Here is a 21,990-nt window from a genome sequence, read left to right on the forward strand (position 1 = left end):
AATACGTAGAAGTTCCAATATATTTACTAATATTTGTAATAGCTGTTGTGGCTGCTGTACCTGGTAATGCTGGATTAGTTAATACTAATGTTGCTGGAGCAGCTGGAGCCACAGCTGTTAAAGTTAACAGTCTTGCAGTTGAAGTAGTTGTTGGATTTGAAAGACCACTATTACTTGTAGTAGAAACACCAACACCATTTCTAGATATAACTCCTATTCTTGATACATAAGTTTTAACACCAGCTGTTGTTGTAAAGAAATCATCATCTAAAGTAGCTGTAGTAACACCTAAGAAATTAACTGTAATTACATTTGAGGTCCCTGAAGTGATTCCTGATGTTGTAGTAGCTCCTGAAAGAAGATTAACACCTGTAGGCAATTCCCACACATAAGAAGTTGCAGTTGTAGAAGGTGTAGCAGTTAAAGTTAACACAGTAGCTGTACCCATATAAGGAGCAAAAGATGTAATAGCAGTTGAAGACGAACCTATTGTCATTTTAATTGCCGCTGGCGCTGTTGGTAAAACTTTAGTAAGTGCTATAGTTTTTGCTGCAGTTCTACAACCATTAGCATTTTGTGCTTGAACGGTAATACTTCCAACTGCTCCTGTTCCAGAAGCAACATTAAGGAAATTAACTGTTAAAACATTTGCTTCTTGACTAACAATATTAACTCCAGTAGGTACTGTCCAATAGTATGTTAAACCAGTCCCAACAAATTCTGGAACTCTATAAGATACTGTATTCGTAGTTCCTACAAACTGACCTACTGCTAAAGTTGCAGCAACATATGTTCCAGGATTAGTTCCAGGAGTATTACTAGTAATTGCCCCTAAAACCTCAGTTGGCAATGCTAATACATTAACTGTAATATTTGCTCTTGGGCTTTCGATCCCATTTGATAACATTTGAGAAACTTGATATCTTTTTGAAGGAGATCCAACTGTAGTTGTAACAGGTGTTGGCGCTGTAGCAGAAGCCGTCCCATAAGTAGTTACTCCAGTAGTTGCATTAGTAGTCCCTGTGTACCATTTTAAAGCACCACCATAACCAGTTGCCGTTAATGGTGTAGCTACTGCACCTCTACAATAATTAACAACCGCTGTTGTGGTAGGTGCTACTGAAGTAGGTGTTGGTTTTGTAAAGTAGATATTATCAAGATAAACAACACTTCCTGATGGCGTACCAACAAACTTAAATTGTTGAACTGCAGTTTTAGCAAGTGTGTTATAAGATGACATAGGAATATCAATAGAATTCCATTGATTTGGCAATAGAGAAACTGAAACAGCTTGCTCTACAGGTGGAACTCCAGTTGGAGCTGAGTCGATTAAAAAGAACTCAAATGTTGTACAATTTGGTGTCCAAATATCAACATGCAACGTAGTCATTGATGAAACATCAATATTACTTGCTAATTGAACTCCTTGATACGTTAAATTATCAACTTTTAACGTACTGTTACCTGGTGTTCCTACTTGAACTACAGCAGGCGCTATATACCCTGCAGGTTGTCCCCAATATGGGTAAGAAGCACCACCTTCATTAGTATAGGCATTACTAAAAATAGATAAAACTCTATCCGCAGGAACTGTAGGCGTTGCCGCAGCAGTTGCTGGTGGAGGGAATGATACAACAAAAGAAGCTGCGATAGTTCCAGGACCAAAACCGCCAGCAGCTGTTTGATTAGCTGTGATTATGGATGTTCCACCCCCTACTATAGTAACGGTAGACCCGCTTATAGTAGCTACAGCAGGATTACTACTTGTATATGTAAATGCTCCTGAACTATTGCTTGTTGGAGCAGATAAAGTAAATGCCGAATCACCAACTAGTTTACTTGGAACTGTAAAGTTTGTTATCGTTGGAGATGGCTGAGATGATTCTGGTCTATAAAAATAAAAGTTATCAACATATACAGTAGATCCACCTAATTGTGGGTCTAATAAAATCTGTGTAATTTTAGACTTATTAACTGATGTCCCAAATTGGGTCATTGGAATATCTACACTTCTCCAAGTGCCCGTTACAACTGGATCTTGAACAATGGTAAGTCCTTCTGTTGTAGGACCAGTAGTATTTACAATTTTAGCTATCATAACTTTATTATCAGGTGTCCAATAATCGATATGCATAGTGGTCATTTGAGTTAAATCGATACCATTATCATAATTGGTAACCATACCTAAGAATTCACCTCCAAATTTCCATGTAGCATTTCCGTCAATAGTTTCAACCGAAAAAGGTGATAATGCCAATTGAGACCATGATGTAGGAAGTTCATTTAAAGTTACATTAGCATAGGCGCCACTAAATAAAGATACAACATCCCATGCATTTCTTGCAGGAGGTGTTGGGGCAGCTGTTGTTGGAGCTTGTGCTATTGGAGCAGTAACTTCAAAACTTGCAGTTATTGACCCAGAAGTATAATTTCCAGAAGCAGCTTGATTCGCGGTGATTGTAGTTGTACCAATACCAACGATATGAATAGAATTACCATTTACTATAGTTGCCACAGCTGTATTACTACTTAAGTAAGTAAAAGTTCCTGGGCTAGTACTTGTTGGAGGAGTAATGGCAAAATCAGCATCTCCCGTTGCTTTTGAAGGAATAGAAAAACCACTTAAAGCAGGCGGAACAGTAATAGTTTGATATGCAAAATAAATATTATCAACATATGCAGAACCATTTCCTGAAAGAATATATTGTGCAATGTGAGCTGTTGTTGTTAAACCAGTAAAACTAGACAATAACAAATTGAAACTATTCCATCCTATTTCTGTAGTTAAAGTAATTTCATGCTCTGTATCATCACCACCATAAACTCCATTAGCACCAAAATCAACTAATTTAACTTTAAAAGTTGTAGTTGTTGCCGTATATACATCAATATGAAATAAATTCATTCCACTAGCATCAACTGGACTTGATGTGGTTTCAATACCCACAAACCCAAGGCTTGAATAACTAAGTGTATTATTTCCTGATAAAACAATGTTTTCAAGTGATGCAGATGACCAAACAGTTCTAAATGAATCCACTGTTGTTTGTTCAATTGATGGATATGCATCAGTAAATATTGGTATTACATTTGCGGCAGAAGCTGTTGGAGCAGGAGCAGGTCCTGGAGTTACAACAAATATAGCCGAGATACTTCCAGCGATATAAGATCCTGCAGCTGCTTGATTAGCTGTGATAGTAGTTTGGCCTACTCCAGTAATAGTTATAGTATTTCCAGATATTGTAGCTACGTTAGGATTGCTACTAGTATAAGTAAAATCACCTGAACTATTACTATTAGGTGGAGTGATAGTAAATGGTGCTGAACCATTCGCTTTTGTTGCAATTGAAAAATTGCTTAAAGTTGGTAAATTAGCTGATTTCCAGAAATAAATGTTGTCTAAATAGACAGTGCCATTTCCTACAATCTTAAATTCTACAAGATTAGATTTTGTTAAATTAGGATAAGAAGATAAATTAATATCATAACTATTCCAACCACTTAAAGTTGGGGTAACTGTATATTTTTCTTCAGGATTAGATCCATCAAGTATAAACATATCAAAAGAAGAACAATCTGCCGTCCAAATATCAAAATGTAAAGATTCCATTGACGAACCATTAATAGGTGTTCCAAAAGTAATTCCTTGATAATTTAAATTTGAATATTTTAATGTAGGATTTCCTGCAATAGAAACTTGTGAATATTGAGTAGCTTGTCCCCAGTTTGGAAAAAAGTTAGTTCCTGCAACATCCGTATATGCACCACTAAATATAGAAATTACATCAGCTGCGTTTCGTGAAGGTGTACTAGCAGCTGCAGCTGGTGATAGGACAACAGGAGGAGCTACATTAGTACCCCCAGCCAAATCATCAATAAGATATGTTCCTGTACCAGAGTTATTCCAACCATTTGAAGCTGCCCCAGAATCGGTGAAAATTACTACTTTGGAGTAGTTACCTAGACCGGCTCCAAAATCTATAGTTATATTTTGCCAGTCTGTTCCTGTTGAGTTAAAAAACCCTTCAGCAACAGCAGCACCCCCAACTCCACCTTCAAACTTCAATAAGTGTTGTCCACTTGAACCTGCACTTGCTTTAAATCTGAAAGTAATAGTATTGTTAGCATTGTCAGAAAGATTTAAATTCTGAGAAAGAGTTAATTGGGAATTATCCCAAGTCCCACCTTCGCCTGCTGGGCCTAAAATTTGAAGAACATCATTGCCTCCATCAGAAACAATTGATGCAGTTACACCATCAACTCCTGTAAATAAATCTGATGAATCAGAAAAGTCTAAAGGAAAGGTTTGCGAATACCCTAATGAAATAGTCATCAGGAAAAATAGTAATAGTAATTTTTTCATTGAGTTATATTTTAAGATTTGAATTGTAAACATAAAGAATAAGAAAGCACAATCGAAAACGTTTGCGTATACAAAAACTATACAATTAATAAATTTTTTAAAAATCCCATAAAACCTTTTAAATGTTAGGATTAAGGCGCAAACAATTAGCATTGCTTTTTTTAAATGTTTAGTTGATGTATGGGTAAATATTTAATAAATAGGTTTAAAAATAAGAATTTAATAAAAATCAAAAGTGTATTTTTAACTATATTTAATTATTAATACTGTATTTATTATCTAAATTATTTTTTATTTTGATGATATTAGAGAAACTTTAATGTATTATCTAAATATTTATATAAATCATTTATATAAAAAAACCAACATAAATGTTGGTTTAATTAATTTTAAAAATAATTGTGTTTTATTTCTACACTAAATAGTGCTTATTGGTATACTCTAACATAATCAACTTCCATAGCACTTTGTGTAAAGCTAGGGTCAATAGCTGGCTGCATAGCAACATTTAATAGAATATATTGTGGTGTATCAAATGGCCATGTAGAGGCATCTTTAATTGATGGGTTGTAAGTATAATGTACAATACCGTCTACACTGAACACCATTTTTTGAGAAGTCCACTCAAGGGTGTAAATATGAAAGTCGCTTGAAGCGGTGGCAATTGTTTGACCACCATGATTAACAGTACTACCATAGCTTGATGGTGTATGCATCGCACTTTGAACATAATTTTGATTGACACCCCAATGCTCCATAATATCTATTTCGCCACAGGCTGGCCAATTCGTCGTTCCATATGTGCTTGTCCAATAGGCCCCTGGTTCAATGATATTTTTACCTAACGTCCATATAGCTGGCCATGTTCCTGCACCTGTAGCTAACTTTGCTCGCACTTCTACTCGTCCATAGGTAAAAGCAAATTTTGAATTCAATCTAGCAGAAGTATATTGTTTTGTTTGCCCTTGATCGGTAAAAGTTTCTTTTTTTGCAACAATTTTTAAAGTGCCACTACTTACATTTGAATTAACCTGACGATTGGTATAATGCTGTGCCTCACCATTATACCAGCCACCTCCATTTGGAAGTTGCGTTTGATGATGCCAATTTGTAGCTGATACAGCTCCCGTACCATTAAACTCATCTGACCAAACTAAAGTGCTGAAAGAAGAGCATGAGCCATAAATATATTGGCTATTACAATACGAAACTATTTTACTAATAGTTCCGCTTTGATCAAAAGGCACATTAATCCATTGACAAGAATTAGTTCCAGTAAAAAATTCGACTGTTAAATAATGTGTACCTGCAGTCCAATTTATTTGTGAAAAATTTCCGGTTGTAGCTGTACCAGTTCCAATCAAAACAGTAATATTCCCTTGACTATTTGTTAACGGATGTTGAATTTCAGAATATACTATTGTTCCAGTTGCAGCATTTAACTTAATATTAAATCGTAACGAAATAATTTGATTGGTCACTAATTGACCACTATTATTTCTAATTGTTGATTGATAACTAAATTGTGCATTTGCAAAAAGTGATGTAATTAATAAGATCAGTGTAGCAAGTTTTTTCATGTATAGAATATATTTATTTTTTACAAATTAAACAAAGCTTTAGAACACATAGATTTATTTTTTGTATAAATAAACTATACAGATGCAAAATAAAAGGATATTTTTATTTATTATAAAAAAATAAAAAAGCCAGTGAAGATAGCCTCACTGGTTTTAATTAATTTGTTGTAAAACTTGTTAACTTATTTTAGGACAACTCAAATATATCAACTATTCGGCACCTATTTCGTTACTAGCTTCTCCGCCATCTGATTTTGGATCTGGTCCATATTTATTTTCGCCTTTATCGCCATTTGTACAAAAAAGCACTAGCATCCATATTGCAAGGGCTAAAATAATTATTACTGGAAGTATAATTCCTATACCCATTCCTGCTGAAAAACTTCCGCCTATAGTTGCAATTCCAGTAATTACTAATGATACTCCGCATGCAATCATTGCTAAATAAACAATTAACAATAGCCACCCGCTTTTACCAATATCGTGAAGTCTTCTTACGGCAACAGCTAATCCTGGTATAAATACAGCTAAACTATACAATGAATTTATACCAAATTTTAAATCTAATACTTTGTCTATCGCTGCAGTTGCTGCTGCAAATAACAAATTCACAAGAGTAAAATACCAATATTCAGATCGTCTTGCACGACCACTGAAATTAAAATAGTTTTCAAAAACAACTTTTTTGTACCAATCAAACATAAATTTTAGTTTTTAATTATTCCTACTCTTAAGGATTTTCGGTGACTCCTTTTTGGTTACTAATTTCAAATATAAAGAATTTTGATAATAATTATAAAAAGTTTAGATTATTATTATCTCCAAATAGACTCTTTTAATATATAATAAAAAGAATGTTGTTTTATAAAATAAATTAATCTAAAAACATGATATATAACTAGAAAAATTGCCAATCCATAAGCAAGTTTTTTGCTATAGATATATTCTTTAAAATAGTCTTTCTTCGTAATTAGTTCTGCGCTCAGTAATGCAATAACGCAAAAGCTAAATACAACAACTATTGGTCCCAAAACATGGTATGAATAACTTCCAAAAAAATCACCTTGATAAAAACAAACAATAGATTTAGTAATACCGCAAGATGGACAAGGAAATCCCGTTAGCATTTTAATTGGACACAATGATTGACTCTTTTTTAAATGGTCACCCTCATTTGTCAGCATCAAAAAAAACGGTATCATCAGTGTTAAAATTGCACCGATAATGCCGTATATTTTATATTTTGTTCGTTTTTCTATTTGTATAGTCTGTTAATATCGCCTTGAACAATCATTGCAGCAGCAATTGGAAAAACAAAACCTAAAACAATAAGCAACGTGGATTGATCTTTTTGCAATTCACCTGTAATTTGATATACTTTAGGTAATCCATCTTTAGCTACTATGTAATAGAAATATACATGGACAGGTAAGCAACAGCCCGAAAAAACGGCTAACGGAGTTGAGATTATTTCTCTTTCAACAACAGTATTTAGCACTTCAGCGATTTTAATATTCCAATAAATTAAGTATAAGCCACAGGTTAAAAAACTAAATATTAAAACTAATATTGGATCTACTTTGAATTCTGGAATATTAATAGGTTTGTTTTCATGTTCATTAGAGTTATTAATTACTTCCATATTTTTAGATTTTAGTTGTTTATTATTTATGGCTAAAATATAAAAATTTATAAGAAAGCACTATCAATTGGTTCACTATTGATATTTTCACCCATATAGCTTTATAATTTTATCAACTGTTACTTGTGCTAATTTTTCATGACTCTCAAAAGTCCAGCCTGCAATATGTGGAGTAAGTAAAACATTTTCTGCTTGCAATAAGTAGTCAAATGCTTTTGGTTTTTCTGTAGCAATGAAAAGATTTTCAAAAGATAATTTCTCATACTCTAATACATCTAATCCTGCCCCTAAAATTTTTCCTGATTGCAAGGCAGCAACTAAATCATCCGTAACGACATTTTTGCCTCGAGATGTATTAATGAACCAAAACGGCTTGTTGAAAGCATTAATAAAATCATAATTCACTAATTTATCTGTTTCTGGTGTCCAAGGTATATGCAAACTCAACACATCTGCATTTGCCTGTAATTCTTTTAAGGAAACTTGTGTTGCGTTTTCATCGCCCACATTAGGAAGAATATCATAACACAAAACTTCTACATCAAAACCTTTGAGCTTTTTGGCAAATGATTTTCCCATGTTACCATATCCTACTATCCCTACTGTTTTCCCTTCTAATTCAAAACCACGATTTCCTTCACGGATCCATTTCCCTTCGCGCACCAATTTGTCTGCTCTATTTAATTTATTCATTAACGATAATAGAATTCCTATGGCATGTTCCCCAACGGCGTTTCTATTACCTTCTGGCGCTGCAATCAAATGAATATTTTTTGAATTGGCATACTCACAATCAATACTTTCTAATCCGGCTCCAACACGAGCAATAAATTTCAAATTTGATGCTTTATCTAAAAAGGTTTTGTCAATTGCAAATCGACTACGAATAACGATGCCTTGGTAGTTTTGAATTTTAGTTTCAATAAGTTCCTTTGAAGAAGTATAATCAGCTTCATTTTGAAAACCTGCTTGTTCCAATTGTTCCCATAACAAGTTATGATTACTATCTATATGAAGTATTTTAACCGTTTCCATTTAAGACTTGTTATATGCTTGAAAAAGTAAATATACTGTTTTTAATGGATTTTCAATTTGGTAAATAAATTACTTGAATTAATTTGTCTATATTAGCTTAATAATCATAAAAACTTACTTATGAAAAACATCAAAACAGCATTAACTTTGATAAGCTACGCTTTATTATTATCTGCTTGTAATCAAAAAGAACTTACATCTGGCATCAATAAAAAAAATATGGACACACTAGTAAGTCCAGGCGACAATTTTGCCAATTATGTAAATGGAACTTGGTATAAAAACACCAAAATTCCCGCAGATAAAGCATCCTACGGTGCTTTTGATTTACTATACGACCAATCTCAAAAAGATGTAAAGTCAATTATTGAAGACGCTGCAAAAGGTGATAATGCCGATGGTAGCGACAAACAGAAAATAGGTGATTACTTCGCTGCTTTCATGAATAGAAAAGACCGTGATGCCAAAGGAATAAAACCTATTCAGCCTGATTTAAAAGCTATAGATTTGATTGCCAATTATACTGATTTGGCCAATTATTTTGGGGTTTCGAACAGAACAGGGGTTACGGTACCTATTAATATATTTGTTAGTCAGGATTCTAAAAATCCAAATGAATATGTGTTAACAACCTGGCAGTCGGGAATTAGCCTTCCCGAGAGAGAATATTATACTTCAACCGACGCAAAGATGACAGATATTCGTAAAAAATATGTAGCACATATTGAAAAAATGCTGCAATTATGTAATATCGAAAATCCAACAGAAAACGCTGCTAAAGTAATGGCACTTGAAACTACCATAGCTTCAAGTCATATGAAAAAAGAAGACACCCGTGATGTTGTAAAACTTTACAATAAATATAATACAGCTGATTTAAAAACTTTGATGCCCGATTTTGATTGGAAAGCTATGCTCAAAACTGCTGGTATGGACAAGGAAAAAACAATTATAATATCACAAGTTGAAAACACAAAAAGCTTAAACAATATCATTAAAAACACCCCACTTGATACTTGGAAAATCTATCTAAAATGGGGGCTAATCAACAGAAATGCTAATAGACTGAACACAGCATTGGATAAACAAGATTTTGAGTTTTATAGTAAAATATTATATGGTGTTGAAAAACCTGAAGAAGACTGGAAACGAGCTGTAAATGCAGTGAACGGTGCGTTAGGCGAAATGGTAGGGAAAGTATATGTTGAGAAACACTTCTCTCCTGAAGCTAAAGAACGCATGGTCACTTTGGTTAAAAACCTTTTAAAAGCATATACTGAAAGCATTAAAAGATTAGAATGGATGAGTGCTGACACCAAAAAACAAGCGTTGGCCAAGGTTGATAAATTCATGATTAAAATTGGGTATCCTGACACATGGAGAGACTACTCTGCGCTGAAAGTTTCAAAAAATGATCTTTATGGAAATGCAGTTAGAGCCAATGAATTCGAATATAAAAGAGAGCTTGACAAACTAGGCAAACCTGTAGATAGAACAGAATGGGGCATGACTCCGCAAACGGTGAATGCTTACTACAATCCTTCGCTTAACGAAATTGTATTTCCTGCAGCTATTTTGCAACCGCCTTTCTTTGATTTAAATGCAGATGATGCCGTAAATTATGGTGGTATTGGAGCCGTGATTGGCCATGAAATTGGCCACGGATTTGATGACCAAGGAGCCACTTTTGATGGTGATGGTGTAATGAAAAACTGGTGGACACCAAACGATTTAACAGCTTTTAAAGCCAAAACAAATGCACTGGTTGCTCAATACAATGGATTCAAAGCATTCCCTGATTTGAATGTGAATGGCGATTTTACTTTGGGAGAAAATATTGGTGACCTTGGCGGATTAAGTATTGCTATAAAAGCTTACAAAGCAAGTTTAAATGGCAAAGAAGCACCTGTTATGGATGGTTTCACTGGTATGCAGCGAGTTTTCTTGGGCTGGGGACAAGTTTGGGGTGAAAAAGCACGAGAAGAAGCTATTCGTAGCCAAATTGCAGGCGACCCACATTCACCCGCTAAGTTCCGAATTAATGGGGTTGTTAGAAACATACCCGAATTTTATGAAGCATTCAAAATAAAATCAACGGATTCATTATATCTTGCTCCAGAAAAGCGAGTGAAAATTTGGTGATATTTTAAACCATAATATAAAAACCCAGCAGTGAAAATGTCCCAAAAAGTTTGACGCTATTTGGGGCATTTTTTATGGAAAGAAAAGTTAAGTATGATTGTGCATTTAAATAAGATGACTTCAAATTAAATCTAACAAAAAAATTAATTTTCCAATAACAGAGAAGCTAAAGTGTTATCCCTGTTATAGATGTCTTTATAAAAATTAATATTCCCTTCTTCGTCTACCCAAGAAGTGAAATACCCTATGTGTACGGGAATTTTATTTTTAAGTGTAATCCATTTTTCTTTACCTCCATTCATAGCAGCATCTATTTTTTCAGGTGACCAATTTGGGTCGTTTTTTAAGATAAGCTCTGCTAGCTCTTTAGGTTTTGCAATTCTTATACAGCCATGACTAAAAGCACGTTTCTCTTCATTAAACAAAGATTTTGAAGGTGTATCATGTAAATAAATATTATTGTTATTTGGAAACAGAAACTTTATCAATCCTAAGGAGTTTTTTGGCCCAGGTTTTTGTCTGATATTTCCGTTATGCCACTCCATTTGGTGATTTATTAAATAGTTTTTATTCTTCCTTAGTGCTGGAAGAATTTCTTTTTCTTTAATACTGTTGGGCACATTCCAATAAGGACAAAAAACAATATAACTCATCATGCCACTAAAGACAACCGTTTTATTTAATGAAGTTCCAACTACTACATCAGAACTCAAAACAACTTTATCTTCTTTGAAATAAGTTAAACGGTAAGATGGAATATTTATTACTATAAATTCTTTGTCCTTTATTATATCTTTAGCAATCCATCTGCAGCGTTCCATATTTACAATGATTGTTTTTATTCTGTCGCTTATAGAAACATTCATTTCTTGAATATGTTTAGGCAGAATTATATTGTCCGAAAAGAAACCGTTTCGTTTTTTATATTTCAAAACAGCTTTTGCTAATGACTCATCATACACTTTACTTTTAGAATTGGCCCCAATATCTCCAGTTAAAAGTAAACGACTTCTTATGTCTTCAACAATACTAGAGCTATCTCCTGGTTTTAATTCTTTTAACCCTTCTGGAAATTTAATTGGTTTCCAACCTCCATTTTTTTCTATAGCTATGTATTTATGTAACACCGCTTTGAGTTTATAATACTGGCCTATCAATTGTTCGTTTTTGTTGATTAGTTTTGGATCAACTAATAAAGAGTCAAGGTAGTCAACATACGATTGTTTTTTTCTAGGCAAATACCAACCTAAATCATTTGATTTTGTTTCATCAAGTCCCTGCAAAACTTTGTTGGTATAAAAAAAATAATAATTTGTCAAAAACAATTCAACATCAATATTAGGTTTTGATGTTGTCTTTTGAAACATGGCGTCCAATTCACTTTTATAAGGAACTTTTGTTTCCAATCCATCTTCAAACAAATTATTTAGTTTATTATAAATTACATCAGCTGTTTCTTTTCTTCCTTTTTTATCATACCAAATAAAAGAATATTGGTTTTTTTTATACAAAGAAGTTGTCTGTTTTTTGTAAGTGAATAATTTAGGATACTTGGCATAAAAAGTTTCTACCAATGTGCTATCAAATGAGAGTAAGACTTTTTCATTAGAGTACTTACTATTTTCTTTATTGAGTATATTATTTTCTTTTTTAGCACAATGCCAACTGGTCAATGAAACCGCAATCACAAAGACTAAAATTAAAACCCAAAAAAATTGTCTGTTCTTCATAAAAACACCTCTAATTTTAATATAAAAATACAAAAACATGGTCCATTTCAATCAACCTCAATTTAGTATCTTTACTTCATAGATGTAATCTACAATTTTAAACTATTACAAATACATATTTGTTATGAAAAAATCATTTCTTTTTATAGTATTCACACTAATCTACTCTACTACAAATGCTCAAGAAAAAGCAGAAAAAGAAATAAATAGTATGTTAGACAACTGGCACAAAGCAGCCGCTGAAGCAAATTATTCAAATTACTTCAATTTGTTAACGGATGATTCTATCTTTATTGGAACTGATGCCACAGAAAATTGGACTAAACCAGCTTTTCAAGCCTTTGCAAAACCTTATTTTGAGAAAGGAAAAGCATGGAGTTTTACTGCTTTAGAAAGACATATTTACTTTAATAATGATAAAAAAATGGCTTGGTTTGATGAACTACTAAATACACAAATGAAAATTTGTCGAGGTTCAGGTGTTCTAATTTTAATTAATGGAAATTGGAAAATAAAACACTATGTGCTTTCCATGACTATTCCAAATGATACAACCGATGAAGTCATAAAAATTAAAGCCCCAATAGAAGATGCTTTAATTAGTACTTTAAAGGAAAACAAATAAATTACTTTAGATTTTCCAACATCTCAACAGTCATTGAGGCTAAATCAAATTTATGTTTCCAATGCCAATCCTTTCTGGCGCAACTATCATCTATAGAAGCTGGCCAGCTGTCGGCAATCTTCTGACGGAAATCTGGTTTATAAGTAATCATTAAATTTGGGATGTGTTTCTTAATTTCGGCAGCTATTTGTTTTGGCGTAAAACTCACTCCCGATAAATTATAGGAGGATCGGATTTTTATAGCTTCTTTTGGCGCTTGCATAATTTCTAGTGTGGCTCTAATAGCATCATCCATATACATCATTGGCAAGGAGGTGTCTTCAGAAAGAAAACATTCATACTTGCTGTTTTTTAATGCTTTGTGATAAATATCAACAGCATAATCCGTTGTGCCACCACCAGGTTCCGTTGACCAACTAATTAAACCTGGATACCTAATACTTCTCACATCAACACCATAAACATGATGATAATATTCACACCATCTTTCACCCGTTTGTTTACTAATACCATATACAGTCGTGGGTTCCATGATGGTGTATTGTGGTGTATTGTCTCTTGGGGTTGTTGGTCCAAAAACAGCGATAGATGAAGGCCAAAATATTTTTTTTATCTTTTTAGCTTTCGCTAAATTCAAGACATGAAAAAGCGAATTCATATTCAAATCCCATGCAAAAGCTGGATTTTTTTCTGCCGTTGCTGACAATAATGCTGCCATCAAATAAATGTCGGTGATTTGATATTGTTCAACTAAATGCTCAATTTGATTAAAGTCTAACGCGTTTACTACTTCAAAAATACCTTCGTTAACAATATCAATATTTAGTTTTCGAATATCAGAAGCAATAACGTTATCAACCCCGTAGATAGTTCTTAGTTTTTTGGTGAGCTCATTACCTATTTGTCCACAAGCACCAATAATTAAAATTTTTGTACTCATTTAGTAAAATTTACTCCGCTTCGCTACATATAATTTGAGAACGAATTGCGTGTTTGTTTAACAAAGATAAGCTTTCATGAAGGTATCTTTAGTTAAAAGTTTCCTTTCTTTTTTAACAAAATAATAGTCCGTTTGACTAGTTCTTAATATAGTTTCCTTTTACCTTTGTACTTTTATATTTATTAATTTCTTAGAGATGAAAATAACTTTTTCTTCATTACTTTTAGGGTTGCTTTTTATCACTTCCTGCCAAGAAGATCCAAAACTTCGTGCATTAGCCCAAGAAAAAGAAGTGCAAAAAAAAGAAGTGATATTCAAAAACATTAGTAATGGTTGGAACTTTTCTGTACAACCTAACAATGAAACATCACGTTCCTTGACTAATACTTGGGGAGAATGGCGTGTTTTATTAAATGAATTAGCACAAAAACCAAAAAGTAGTTTAGGTGCTTTTCAACAAAAAGCTAAAACACTTTCTAAAAGAGCCAACGATATAAATAACAATGTTCCTATTGAATTTAATATTCCCGAAATTAAAAGCAGGATTAATGCTTTGTGCACTAAGATTAATGCCATTAATCTATATATCCATTTAAATCAAATTCCTGCTGCTAAAATTGTAAAATTGGTACAAGAGGTAAATACAGAAATTAGTTCCTTACAATTTCAATTTGAAGAAATTAATCGCAAAAGTCAAATCAAAATAGAAGATGGTGAAAGCGATATGTTAAAAATGCTAGATACTATAAGAGCCATACCAAACAACTCGAATGCAAAAATCATCAAATAAACTTTGAGCCAAGATTCTTTATACAACAGTTATCTGCATTCGGCGAAAGTCAAGCAAATTGTAGAAACTCTTGAAAATCCTTTGAGTAAAATTCAATTAAAAGGACTTTTAGGATCCTCATTATCTTTTGTTTTTCAAGCCATTTTTAAAAAAAGTGAAAAACCTTTTTTGCTAATTCTAAACGAAAAGGAAGAAGCGGCCTATATTCTTAATGATTTGGAGCAAATGATTGGCGCCAATGATGTGCTGTTCTATCCTAGCTCCTATCGCAGACCTTATCAAATTGAAGAAACTGATAATGCCAACGTTTTGCTACGTTCCGAAGTATTGAATAGAATTAATTCTCGGAAAAAACCAGCGGTTATTGTTACCTATCCCGAAGCACTTTTTGAAAAAGTAGTTACTCGAAAAGAACTCGACAAAAACACGCTAAAAATTGCAGTTGGCGAAAATGTTTCTATTGATTTTATCAACGAAATTTTATTTGAATATGAATTCAAACGCGTCGATTTTATTACTGAACCTGGAGAATTTTCTGTTCGTGGCGGCATTTTAGATGTGTTTTCTTTTTCCAATGACAATCCGTATCGTATAGAATTTTTTGGTAATGAAGTGGACAGCATCAGAACCTTTGATGTGGAAACCCAACTATCAGTAGAAAAACAAAACAAGATTACTATAATTCCCAATCTAGAAAATAAATTCATCAAAGAAAATCGGGAAAGTTTCCTTGATTATATAAGTGACAAAACGGTTTTATGTATAGAGAATACAGCGTTTTTAACATCACAACTCGATAAACTTTTTACAAAAGCAATTGAAACCTTCGATAAACTATCTAAAGATGTCAAACATGCTTCTCCAGAACATTTATTTTTAAATGAAGAAGGATTTTTGCGGAAAGCATTGGATTTTTCAATCATCGAATTATCTAACAAACCGCTGTTTAAAACTACTAAAACTTTTGAATATCATATACAACCTCAACCTTCCTTCAATAAACAATTTGATTTGCTACTAAATAATTTGAGTGATAATCATTTTAATGGCTACACCAATTATCTATTCTGTTCTAATGAAGGGCAAGCCAATCGTTTTCATGATATTTTTGAAAGTTTAGACGAGGCCAATCATGAGAATGTTCGTAATCAATACCACACTATTGTTGCTTCGCTATATCAAGGTTTCATTGATGAAGAAAACCAAATTGCCTGCTATACTGACCATCAAATTTTTGAACGTTATCATAAATTCAGTATCAAAAATGGTTATACCAAAAAGCAAACACTAACACTAAAAGAACTAAATTCTTTATCTGTTGGCGATTATGTAACGCATATTGATCATGGAATTGGAAAGTTTGGAGGGTTGCAAAAAATTCAGGTAGAGGGGAAAACACAAGAAGCTATTAAACTCGTTTATGCTGATAACGACATTGTATATGTAAGCATTCATTCGCTTCATAAAATTTCCAAATACAACGGAAAAGACGGGATACCTCCGAAGATTTATAAACTCGGATCGAATGCTTGGAAAGTGTTGAAACAAAAAACAAAAGCGCGTGTAAAACATATTGCTTTTAACCTAATTCAACTCTACGCCAAACGAAGATTAGAGAAAGGTTTCCAGTTTGCGCCCGATAGTTATTTGCAAAAAGAATTAGAAAGCTCGTTCATTTACGAAGACACCCCAGACCAAATTACCGCCACACAAGACGTAAAAGCCGATATGGAAAAAGACCGTCCAATGGATCGCTTGGTTTGTGGTGATGTAGGTTTTGGAAAAACTGAAGTAGCTATTCGTGCTGCTTTCAAAGCGGTGGACAACAGTAAACAAGTGGCTATTTTGGTGCCAACTACCATTTTGGCCTACCAACATTATCGAACTTTTAGAGAAAGATTAAAAGAAATGCCTGTTCGTGTGGGTTATTTAAATCGTTTCCGAACTGCCAAACAAAAAGCACAAACTTTAGAAGAATTAGCTTCGGGAAAATTAGATATTATAATTGGTACGCATCAATTGGTTAACAAAAATGTAGTTTTTAAAGATTTAGGTTTATTGATTGTAGATGAAGAGCAAAAATTTGGGGTCAATGTAAAAGACAAATTGAAAACCATAGCAGCAAATGTTGATACGCTGACTTTAACTGCCACACCAATTCCAAGAACACTTCAGTTTTCTTTAATGGCAGCTCGAGATTTATCAGTCATCACAACACCACCACCCAATCGTTATCCTATCGAGTCGCAAGTAGTAGGTTTTAATGAGGAGCTGATTCGAGATGCAATTTCTTATGAAATACAACGAAACGGGCAAGTCTTTTTTATCAATAACCGAATTGAAAATATCAAAGAAATTGCAGGAATGATTCAGCGATTAGTTCCTGATGCACGCGTTGGGATTGGTCACGGACAAATGGAAGGTACAAAGCTAGAAGAACTAATGCTTGGTTTTATGAATGGGGATTTTGATGTTTTGGTTGCCACCACTATTATCGAAAGTGGTTTGGATGTGCCGAATGCCAACACGATTTTCATCAACAATGCTAATAATTTCGGATTGTCTGATTTACACCAAATGCGAGGAAGAGTGGGTAGAAGTAACAAGAAAGCGTTTTGTTATTTTATATGCCCTCCCTATTCTGCGATGACTGATGATGCTCGTAAACGAATTCAAGCTTTGGAACAATTCAGTGAATTGGGCAGCGGTTTCAATATTGCCATGAAAGATTTGGAAATTCGTGGTGCCGGAGATTTATTAGGAGGTGAACAAAGTGGCTTCATCAATGAAATTGGTTTTGAAACCTATCAAAAAATCATGAATGAAGCTATTGAAGAATTAAAGGAAAATGAGTTCAAGGATTTGTATGAAGATGGAAATGAAGACGAAAATAAAGAATATGTTAAAGACCTTCAGATAGATACCGACTTTGAATTGCTGTTTCCTGATGAATATATCAATAATATTTCTGAGCGTTTAAATTTGTATAATGAACTAGGAACTATTAAAGATGAAGATGGTTTGTTGGCCTATGAAATCAAACTTATAGACCGATTTGGCCCTTTACCAAAAGAAGCCAAAGCTTTATTAAATAGTATTCGCATCAAGTGGATTGCTATTCAAATGGGAATAGAGCGTATCGTAATGAAACAGGGCAAACTGATTGGCTATTTTGTTTCTGACCAGCAATCAGCTTATTATAATTCGAAGCAATTCCGACACATGTTGCAGTTTGTCCAGCAACATGGTAACATTTGTAAAATGAAGGAGAAAGAAACCAAAAGCGGCTTGCGATTAGTACTCACTTTTGAAAATGTGAAGTCAATTTCGCGAGCATTGGAGTTCATGGAATTGATGAAGAATTAAAATAAATTTAAAACTACATTTTCAAAACCTTGAAATTGGCTTCTTTTTCATTAAACTTTAATTTGAAGAAATAAGTACCCGTTGCAAATTTTGAGACATCAACACTAGTTGATAAACCATTGTTTTTTTGATTAAACAACAATTGCCCTGCAATAGTATAAACGGCAACATCAGTTATGACATCTTTGGAAGTTATGGTTATTTTCCCATTGGTTGGATTAGGATAATAACTATAATCTAAATAATTACTATTAGCTATTCCTAAAGTTCCTGTGCATGTAATAATTGCATCCCAACCATAATCTACAACTGCTTCATCTGATGTAAACTTAAAAGTAAGCGAACCATCAGTAGCGGTTGAATTAATTGGATCAGGAACGAATGTTCCTGTAAATCCGCCTGAACTTAAATCAGGAAAAAACTCATCAGGACCATCATAAACATATAAATAATCATAATTATTTTCAAGACTAAAATTTAAAAATGTTACACTTAATTTTAAACCAATGTCATATGGAGTCATAGTCCTTACCCAAGATTGCATATCTGAATAATTGTTCGTTGTTCCTCCTGTATCCGTAAATGGAACACTGTTGCAGAAATTATCTATAGAGGTAGCAAATGCTTTTTCTCTTATGGCTGGCTCAATACCATTGCATAAAGGTCTAACTTTTATGTTGTAATAAGTATTTGGTGTTAATCCTATTGCAGCATAACTGGGAGTAGTAACGGTATTCCAAACATCAGTTAATGCAGAAAATGGCGTAACGGCTACTTCCCATAAAGCTGTTGAGCCTATATCGCTCCATGTAATATCTACTGAAATGGTAGTTATATTTGAAGCTGTAATAGCAGTAACAGTATTTGGACAACTGCTAACACAATCTGAACTTAAACAAGTTTTATTATTGACATTATTACGAATATAAGCGGCAGGTTGTGGCCCAAATCCATTATTAAAACTTATTCCTACCCCTGAAATCAGATGACAATAACTCATGATGGTTCCTTTTTCATCTGAAGAAGGAATAGGGCCAATTGTGGTGCATTCTCCTGAGCTATTATCAGGATAACCTGCCTGTGTTCCACATCCATCAATTACAGTATTATTTCCATTCCAAAAACAGGCATGGGTATGGGGCGAACCTAATGAATGTCCAAATTCATGTGTTATTACTTCAACCGTCCATGAAAAAGTTGGAAATGTTGCAACGCTAATGCCATTTAAATCTGAATAGCTATAATTAATACTTGTACAAATGGTATCTAAAAAAGCAACTCCTCCTAAACCTCCGGGATCTTTACCTACTAGCATACCCACATCTCCATCAAAAACAACTGTATTTGATCTAAATGCAAATAAATAATCTCCAGAAGTAGTCCCAATGTTTTCATAAGGATCAGGATCTGTCCAAATAAAAATTGACTTTAAACCTACCGAAATTCCATCATTATAATATAAAGTTTGAACATTATTAAAAATAGAAGTCATCCAATTAGAAGTAACGGTGGTGTCTGAGTTATTTTCTTGAAACAAATTAGTATCAATTTCAAAATAAATAGCAACACATTTATCACTATTGCTATTGGATTTCTTAATTGATTTGTTAGTTATCGTGCCCTCTTTTGTGTGACATTCAAACTGATTTAATACTTTCATTTTAGCATCAGAATACACTATATAATCTTTTTGATTATTGGGCTTATCGAGTTTGCCTATAACTAAGTTTCCTAATGCTGCACTTGAAACAATTCCGTTACATTCTCCATTAAAAAAATTAAAAGAAGCAACTGAATTTGGTTTTCCATTAATAATTCCTCTATAGTAAACTCCTTTTTCGTATGAAATGTTTTTGCCCTTATCTGTATCCACATGAAAGCCTTCTAAAAAAGGATTTACTCTATATAAATGCAACGAAATAGTTTCGTTTTGATATGGAATTTCTAATGTTAAATTGTCGTATTTATTTGTAACAATTTCGTTAATTTTATCCAAATTAGCAGTTGCTAAAGTAGCGTTTTCAACTACTTTATTAATTTCATTAGTAATAGCATTTTCTGAGGTAATTAGTACAGAGATACTTTTAAAACTTGCGTTTAAACTTTGTAATTCTGCTACTTTTTCAGCTATTTTATTTTGAGCATTGATTGAAAAAAAATTCAAAAAGACTGCAATGAAAAAATATTTTTTCATAATAATTTTTTATTAAAGTTACTAAAATCGAACTCAAAACAAATCATTTTCTAAAATTATTAGATTATTTAAGCTAAAAATGAAAAAAAGCATCTTCTATATGGTCTATTTTATAATTATTTTCTTCTTTATAAATAGCGATTATGTCAAACCTAACTTCTACCTCTAAATCATTTGAAATTACATATTCATTTACCGCTTTAACTAACAGTTGTATTTTCTTTGGTTTAACAAAATCCTGTGGCAATCCAAAATCTATAGAAGAACGTGTTTTTACTTCAATAATTGATAGAATATTTTCTTTTTGAGCAATAATGTCAATCTCTGCTTTTTGAAATGTCCAATTAGTTTCCAGAATGGAATAGCTGTTTTTTTCTAAAAAATCTACAGCCAATTCTTCTCCTAATTTGCCCAGTTCATTATGTTCTGCCATGAGATTTTTGATTTTAGAATTTTTGAAGTTAGTTTTTTTTGAATGAATTAGAATAGAGAATGTGAATTTTTGTTTTTTGAATTCAGAAATCAAAAACCGTTAATCTTTAATCCTCAATCAAAATATACTTTGCTTTCTTCTGCGGTAATTTCTATTGAAACTTGCCTTCCAAAAATTAAAGCCCGATTGTCTCTTATATGCCCTGCTGGGAAATTATATATTATGGGAATATTCATGCCTTTAACCGTATCTTCAATAATTTCTAATGCATTTCTACCCCATTGGATTTCATTGTCTTTCATTTCTGTCATGGCGCCAACAATAATTCCTTTTAAACTTGACAAACATCCATTTCGCTTCAAGTTCATCATCATTCTATCCACATGATATAAATATTCGTCTAAATCTTCAATAAAAAGTATTTTACCTTCACAATCAATAGCCGATGGTGAACCTAACAAACTGAACAAAATTGATAAATTCCCACCTACCAATTCTCCTTTGGCTTTGCCAATATGATTTAAAGCATCACAATCTAATTTATATTCTAATTTATCTCCGAACAAAGCAGCACATAATGAATTCTTTGCTTCATCTGTGGCTCTTGCTATCGCAACTGGCATCGTACCATGAATAGATTCAATCCCTATTCTGTTCAAATGACTATGTAAAACCGTTACATCACTAAAACCGATAATCCATTTTGGGTTTTGTTTGAATTTCGTAAAATCGAGTTTGTCAATAATTTTTACTGTTCCATAACCGCCACGAACACACCAAATCGCTTTAATATTTGGATTGTCCATTTGCTCCTGAAAATCTTCGGCACGTTGCGCATCTGTTCCTGCTAATTGGTAATAATCTAGTCCAATAGTTTTGCCAAGTTTCACTTTTAAACCCCAGCCTTCTAGTAAATCTAAAGTAGGTTTTAAATTATCATCAATGTTTTTTCTTGCAGTAGAAACTATGGCAACCGTATCGCCTTTTTGTAAATAAGGTGGTCTAATCATCTTTTGTTGAGAATATGAAGAAATGGTAGTTAAAAAAATAAAAATAAAAAGCTTTCGCATTAATCTATAATTGACTGTTTCAAATGTAAACAAATCCGAAAATTAATTGGTCTTTTCATAGCTAAAAAGTTATTTTTGTA

Annotated in this window: 15 protein-coding genes; 4 read left to right on the top strand and 11 right to left on the bottom strand. The window is 33.1% G+C overall.

The genetic code is table 11. The annotated features are described in order from the left end of the window. The 6 genes from ACOYLT_RS02325 to ACOYLT_RS02350 form a co-directional block, all read right to left on the bottom strand. Nucleotides 1–4,363 (bottom strand): Ig-like domain-containing protein (locus ACOYLT_RS02325; protein WP_422852230.1); only part of this gene is annotated, 4,363 nt, incomplete at its 3' end. Nucleotides 4,364–4,791: 428 nt separating this feature from the next. After that, on the bottom strand, nt 4,792–5,943 hold the full coding sequence (locus ACOYLT_RS02330; protein WP_422852231.1) for a glycoside hydrolase family 16 protein: 1,152 nt from the start codon (nt 5,941–5,943) through the stop codon (nt 4,792–4,794). A gap of 210 nt (nt 5,944–6,153) precedes the next feature. Further along, on the bottom strand, nt 6,154–6,645 hold the full coding sequence (locus ACOYLT_RS02335; RefSeq protein ID WP_422852232.1) for a DUF805 domain-containing protein: 492 nt from the start codon (nt 6,643–6,645) through the stop codon (nt 6,154–6,156). A 113-nt stretch (nt 6,646–6,758) separates the two neighbouring features. Beyond that, on the bottom strand, nt 6,759–7,145 hold the full coding sequence (locus ACOYLT_RS02340; RefSeq protein ID WP_422852233.1) for a DUF2752 domain-containing protein: 387 nt from the start codon (nt 7,143–7,145) through the stop codon (nt 6,759–6,761). A 53-nt stretch (nt 7,146–7,198) separates the two neighbouring features. Then, the gene (locus ACOYLT_RS02345; protein ID WP_422852234.1) at nt 7,199–7,585 is read right to left on the bottom strand and encodes a DUF4234 domain-containing protein; all 387 of its coding nucleotides are present in this window, start codon (nt 7,583–7,585) and stop codon (nt 7,199–7,201) included. 87 nt (nt 7,586–7,672) lie between these two features. Further along, nucleotides 7,673–8,620 carry a 2-hydroxyacid dehydrogenase gene (locus ACOYLT_RS02350; protein WP_422852235.1) on the bottom strand — a complete coding sequence of 316 codons (948 nt, stop codon included), beginning with the start codon at nt 8,618–8,620 and terminating at the stop codon, nt 7,673–7,675. Nucleotides 8,621–8,740: 120 nt separating this feature from the next. Between ACOYLT_RS02350 and ACOYLT_RS02355 the strand changes: the two genes are divergently transcribed. Next, a complete protein-coding gene (locus ACOYLT_RS02355) occupies nt 8,741–10,762 on the top strand; it encodes a M13 family metallopeptidase (protein ID WP_422852236.1) in 2,022 nt (673 codons plus the stop codon). Between the two features lie 143 nt (nt 10,763–10,905). On the opposite strand, the gene ACOYLT_RS02360 is transcribed toward ACOYLT_RS02355, so the two are convergent. Beyond that, a complete protein-coding gene (locus ACOYLT_RS02360; RefSeq protein WP_422852237.1) occupies nt 10,906–12,492 on the bottom strand; it encodes a L,D-transpeptidase family protein in 1,587 nt (528 codons plus the stop codon). A gap of 124 nt (nt 12,493–12,616) precedes the next feature. Here ACOYLT_RS02360 and ACOYLT_RS02365 point away from each other — a divergent pair, with 124 nt between their 5' ends. Further along, entirely contained in the window at nt 12,617–13,117 is a 501-nt protein-coding gene (locus ACOYLT_RS02365; protein WP_422852238.1) for a nuclear transport factor 2 family protein, read from the top strand. Nucleotide 13,118: 1 nt separating this feature from the next. Here ACOYLT_RS02365 and ACOYLT_RS02370 read toward each other — a convergent pair whose 3' ends face one another. Continuing rightward, the gene (locus ACOYLT_RS02370) at nt 13,119–14,057 is read right to left on the bottom strand and encodes an L-threonine 3-dehydrogenase (RefSeq protein WP_422852239.1); all 939 of its coding nucleotides are present in this window, start codon (nt 14,055–14,057) and stop codon (nt 13,119–13,121) included. A gap of 196 nt (nt 14,058–14,253) precedes the next feature. Here ACOYLT_RS02370 and ACOYLT_RS02375 point away from each other — a divergent pair, with 196 nt between their 5' ends. After that, a complete protein-coding gene (locus tag ACOYLT_RS02375) occupies nt 14,254–14,847 on the top strand; it encodes a hypothetical protein (RefSeq protein ID WP_422852240.1) in 594 nt (197 codons plus the stop codon). A 3-nt stretch (nt 14,848–14,850) separates the two neighbouring features. After that, nucleotides 14,851–18,213, top strand: coding sequence for a transcription-repair coupling factor (mfd, locus tag ACOYLT_RS02380; RefSeq protein ID WP_422852241.1), 3,363 nt, complete (start codon nt 14,851–14,853; stop codon nt 18,211–18,213). A gap of 13 nt (nt 18,214–18,226) precedes the next feature. Here the strand turns inward: mfd and ACOYLT_RS02385 are convergent, their stop codons facing one another. The 3 genes from ACOYLT_RS02385 to ACOYLT_RS02395 form a co-directional block, all read right to left on the bottom strand. Then, entirely contained in the window at nt 18,227–20,407 is a 2,181-nt protein-coding gene (locus ACOYLT_RS02385; protein WP_422852242.1) for a M12 family metallo-peptidase, read from the bottom strand. Nucleotides 20,408–20,480: 73 nt separating this feature from the next. Continuing rightward, nucleotides 20,481–20,840 carry a YraN family protein gene (locus ACOYLT_RS02390; protein ID WP_422852243.1) on the bottom strand — a complete coding sequence of 120 codons (360 nt, stop codon included), beginning with the start codon at nt 20,838–20,840 and terminating at the stop codon, nt 20,481–20,483. Nucleotides 20,841–20,953: 113 nt separating this feature from the next. Then, entirely contained in the window at nt 20,954–21,850 is an 897-nt protein-coding gene (locus ACOYLT_RS02395; RefSeq protein WP_422852244.1) for a S66 peptidase family protein, read from the bottom strand. Nucleotides 21,851–21,990 lie beyond the last annotated feature (140 nt).

Origin of the sequence: Flavobacterium sp., assembly GCF_049318185.1 — a bacterium.
Taxonomy (GTDB): Bacteria; Bacteroidota; Bacteroidia; order Flavobacteriales; family Flavobacteriaceae; genus Flavobacterium.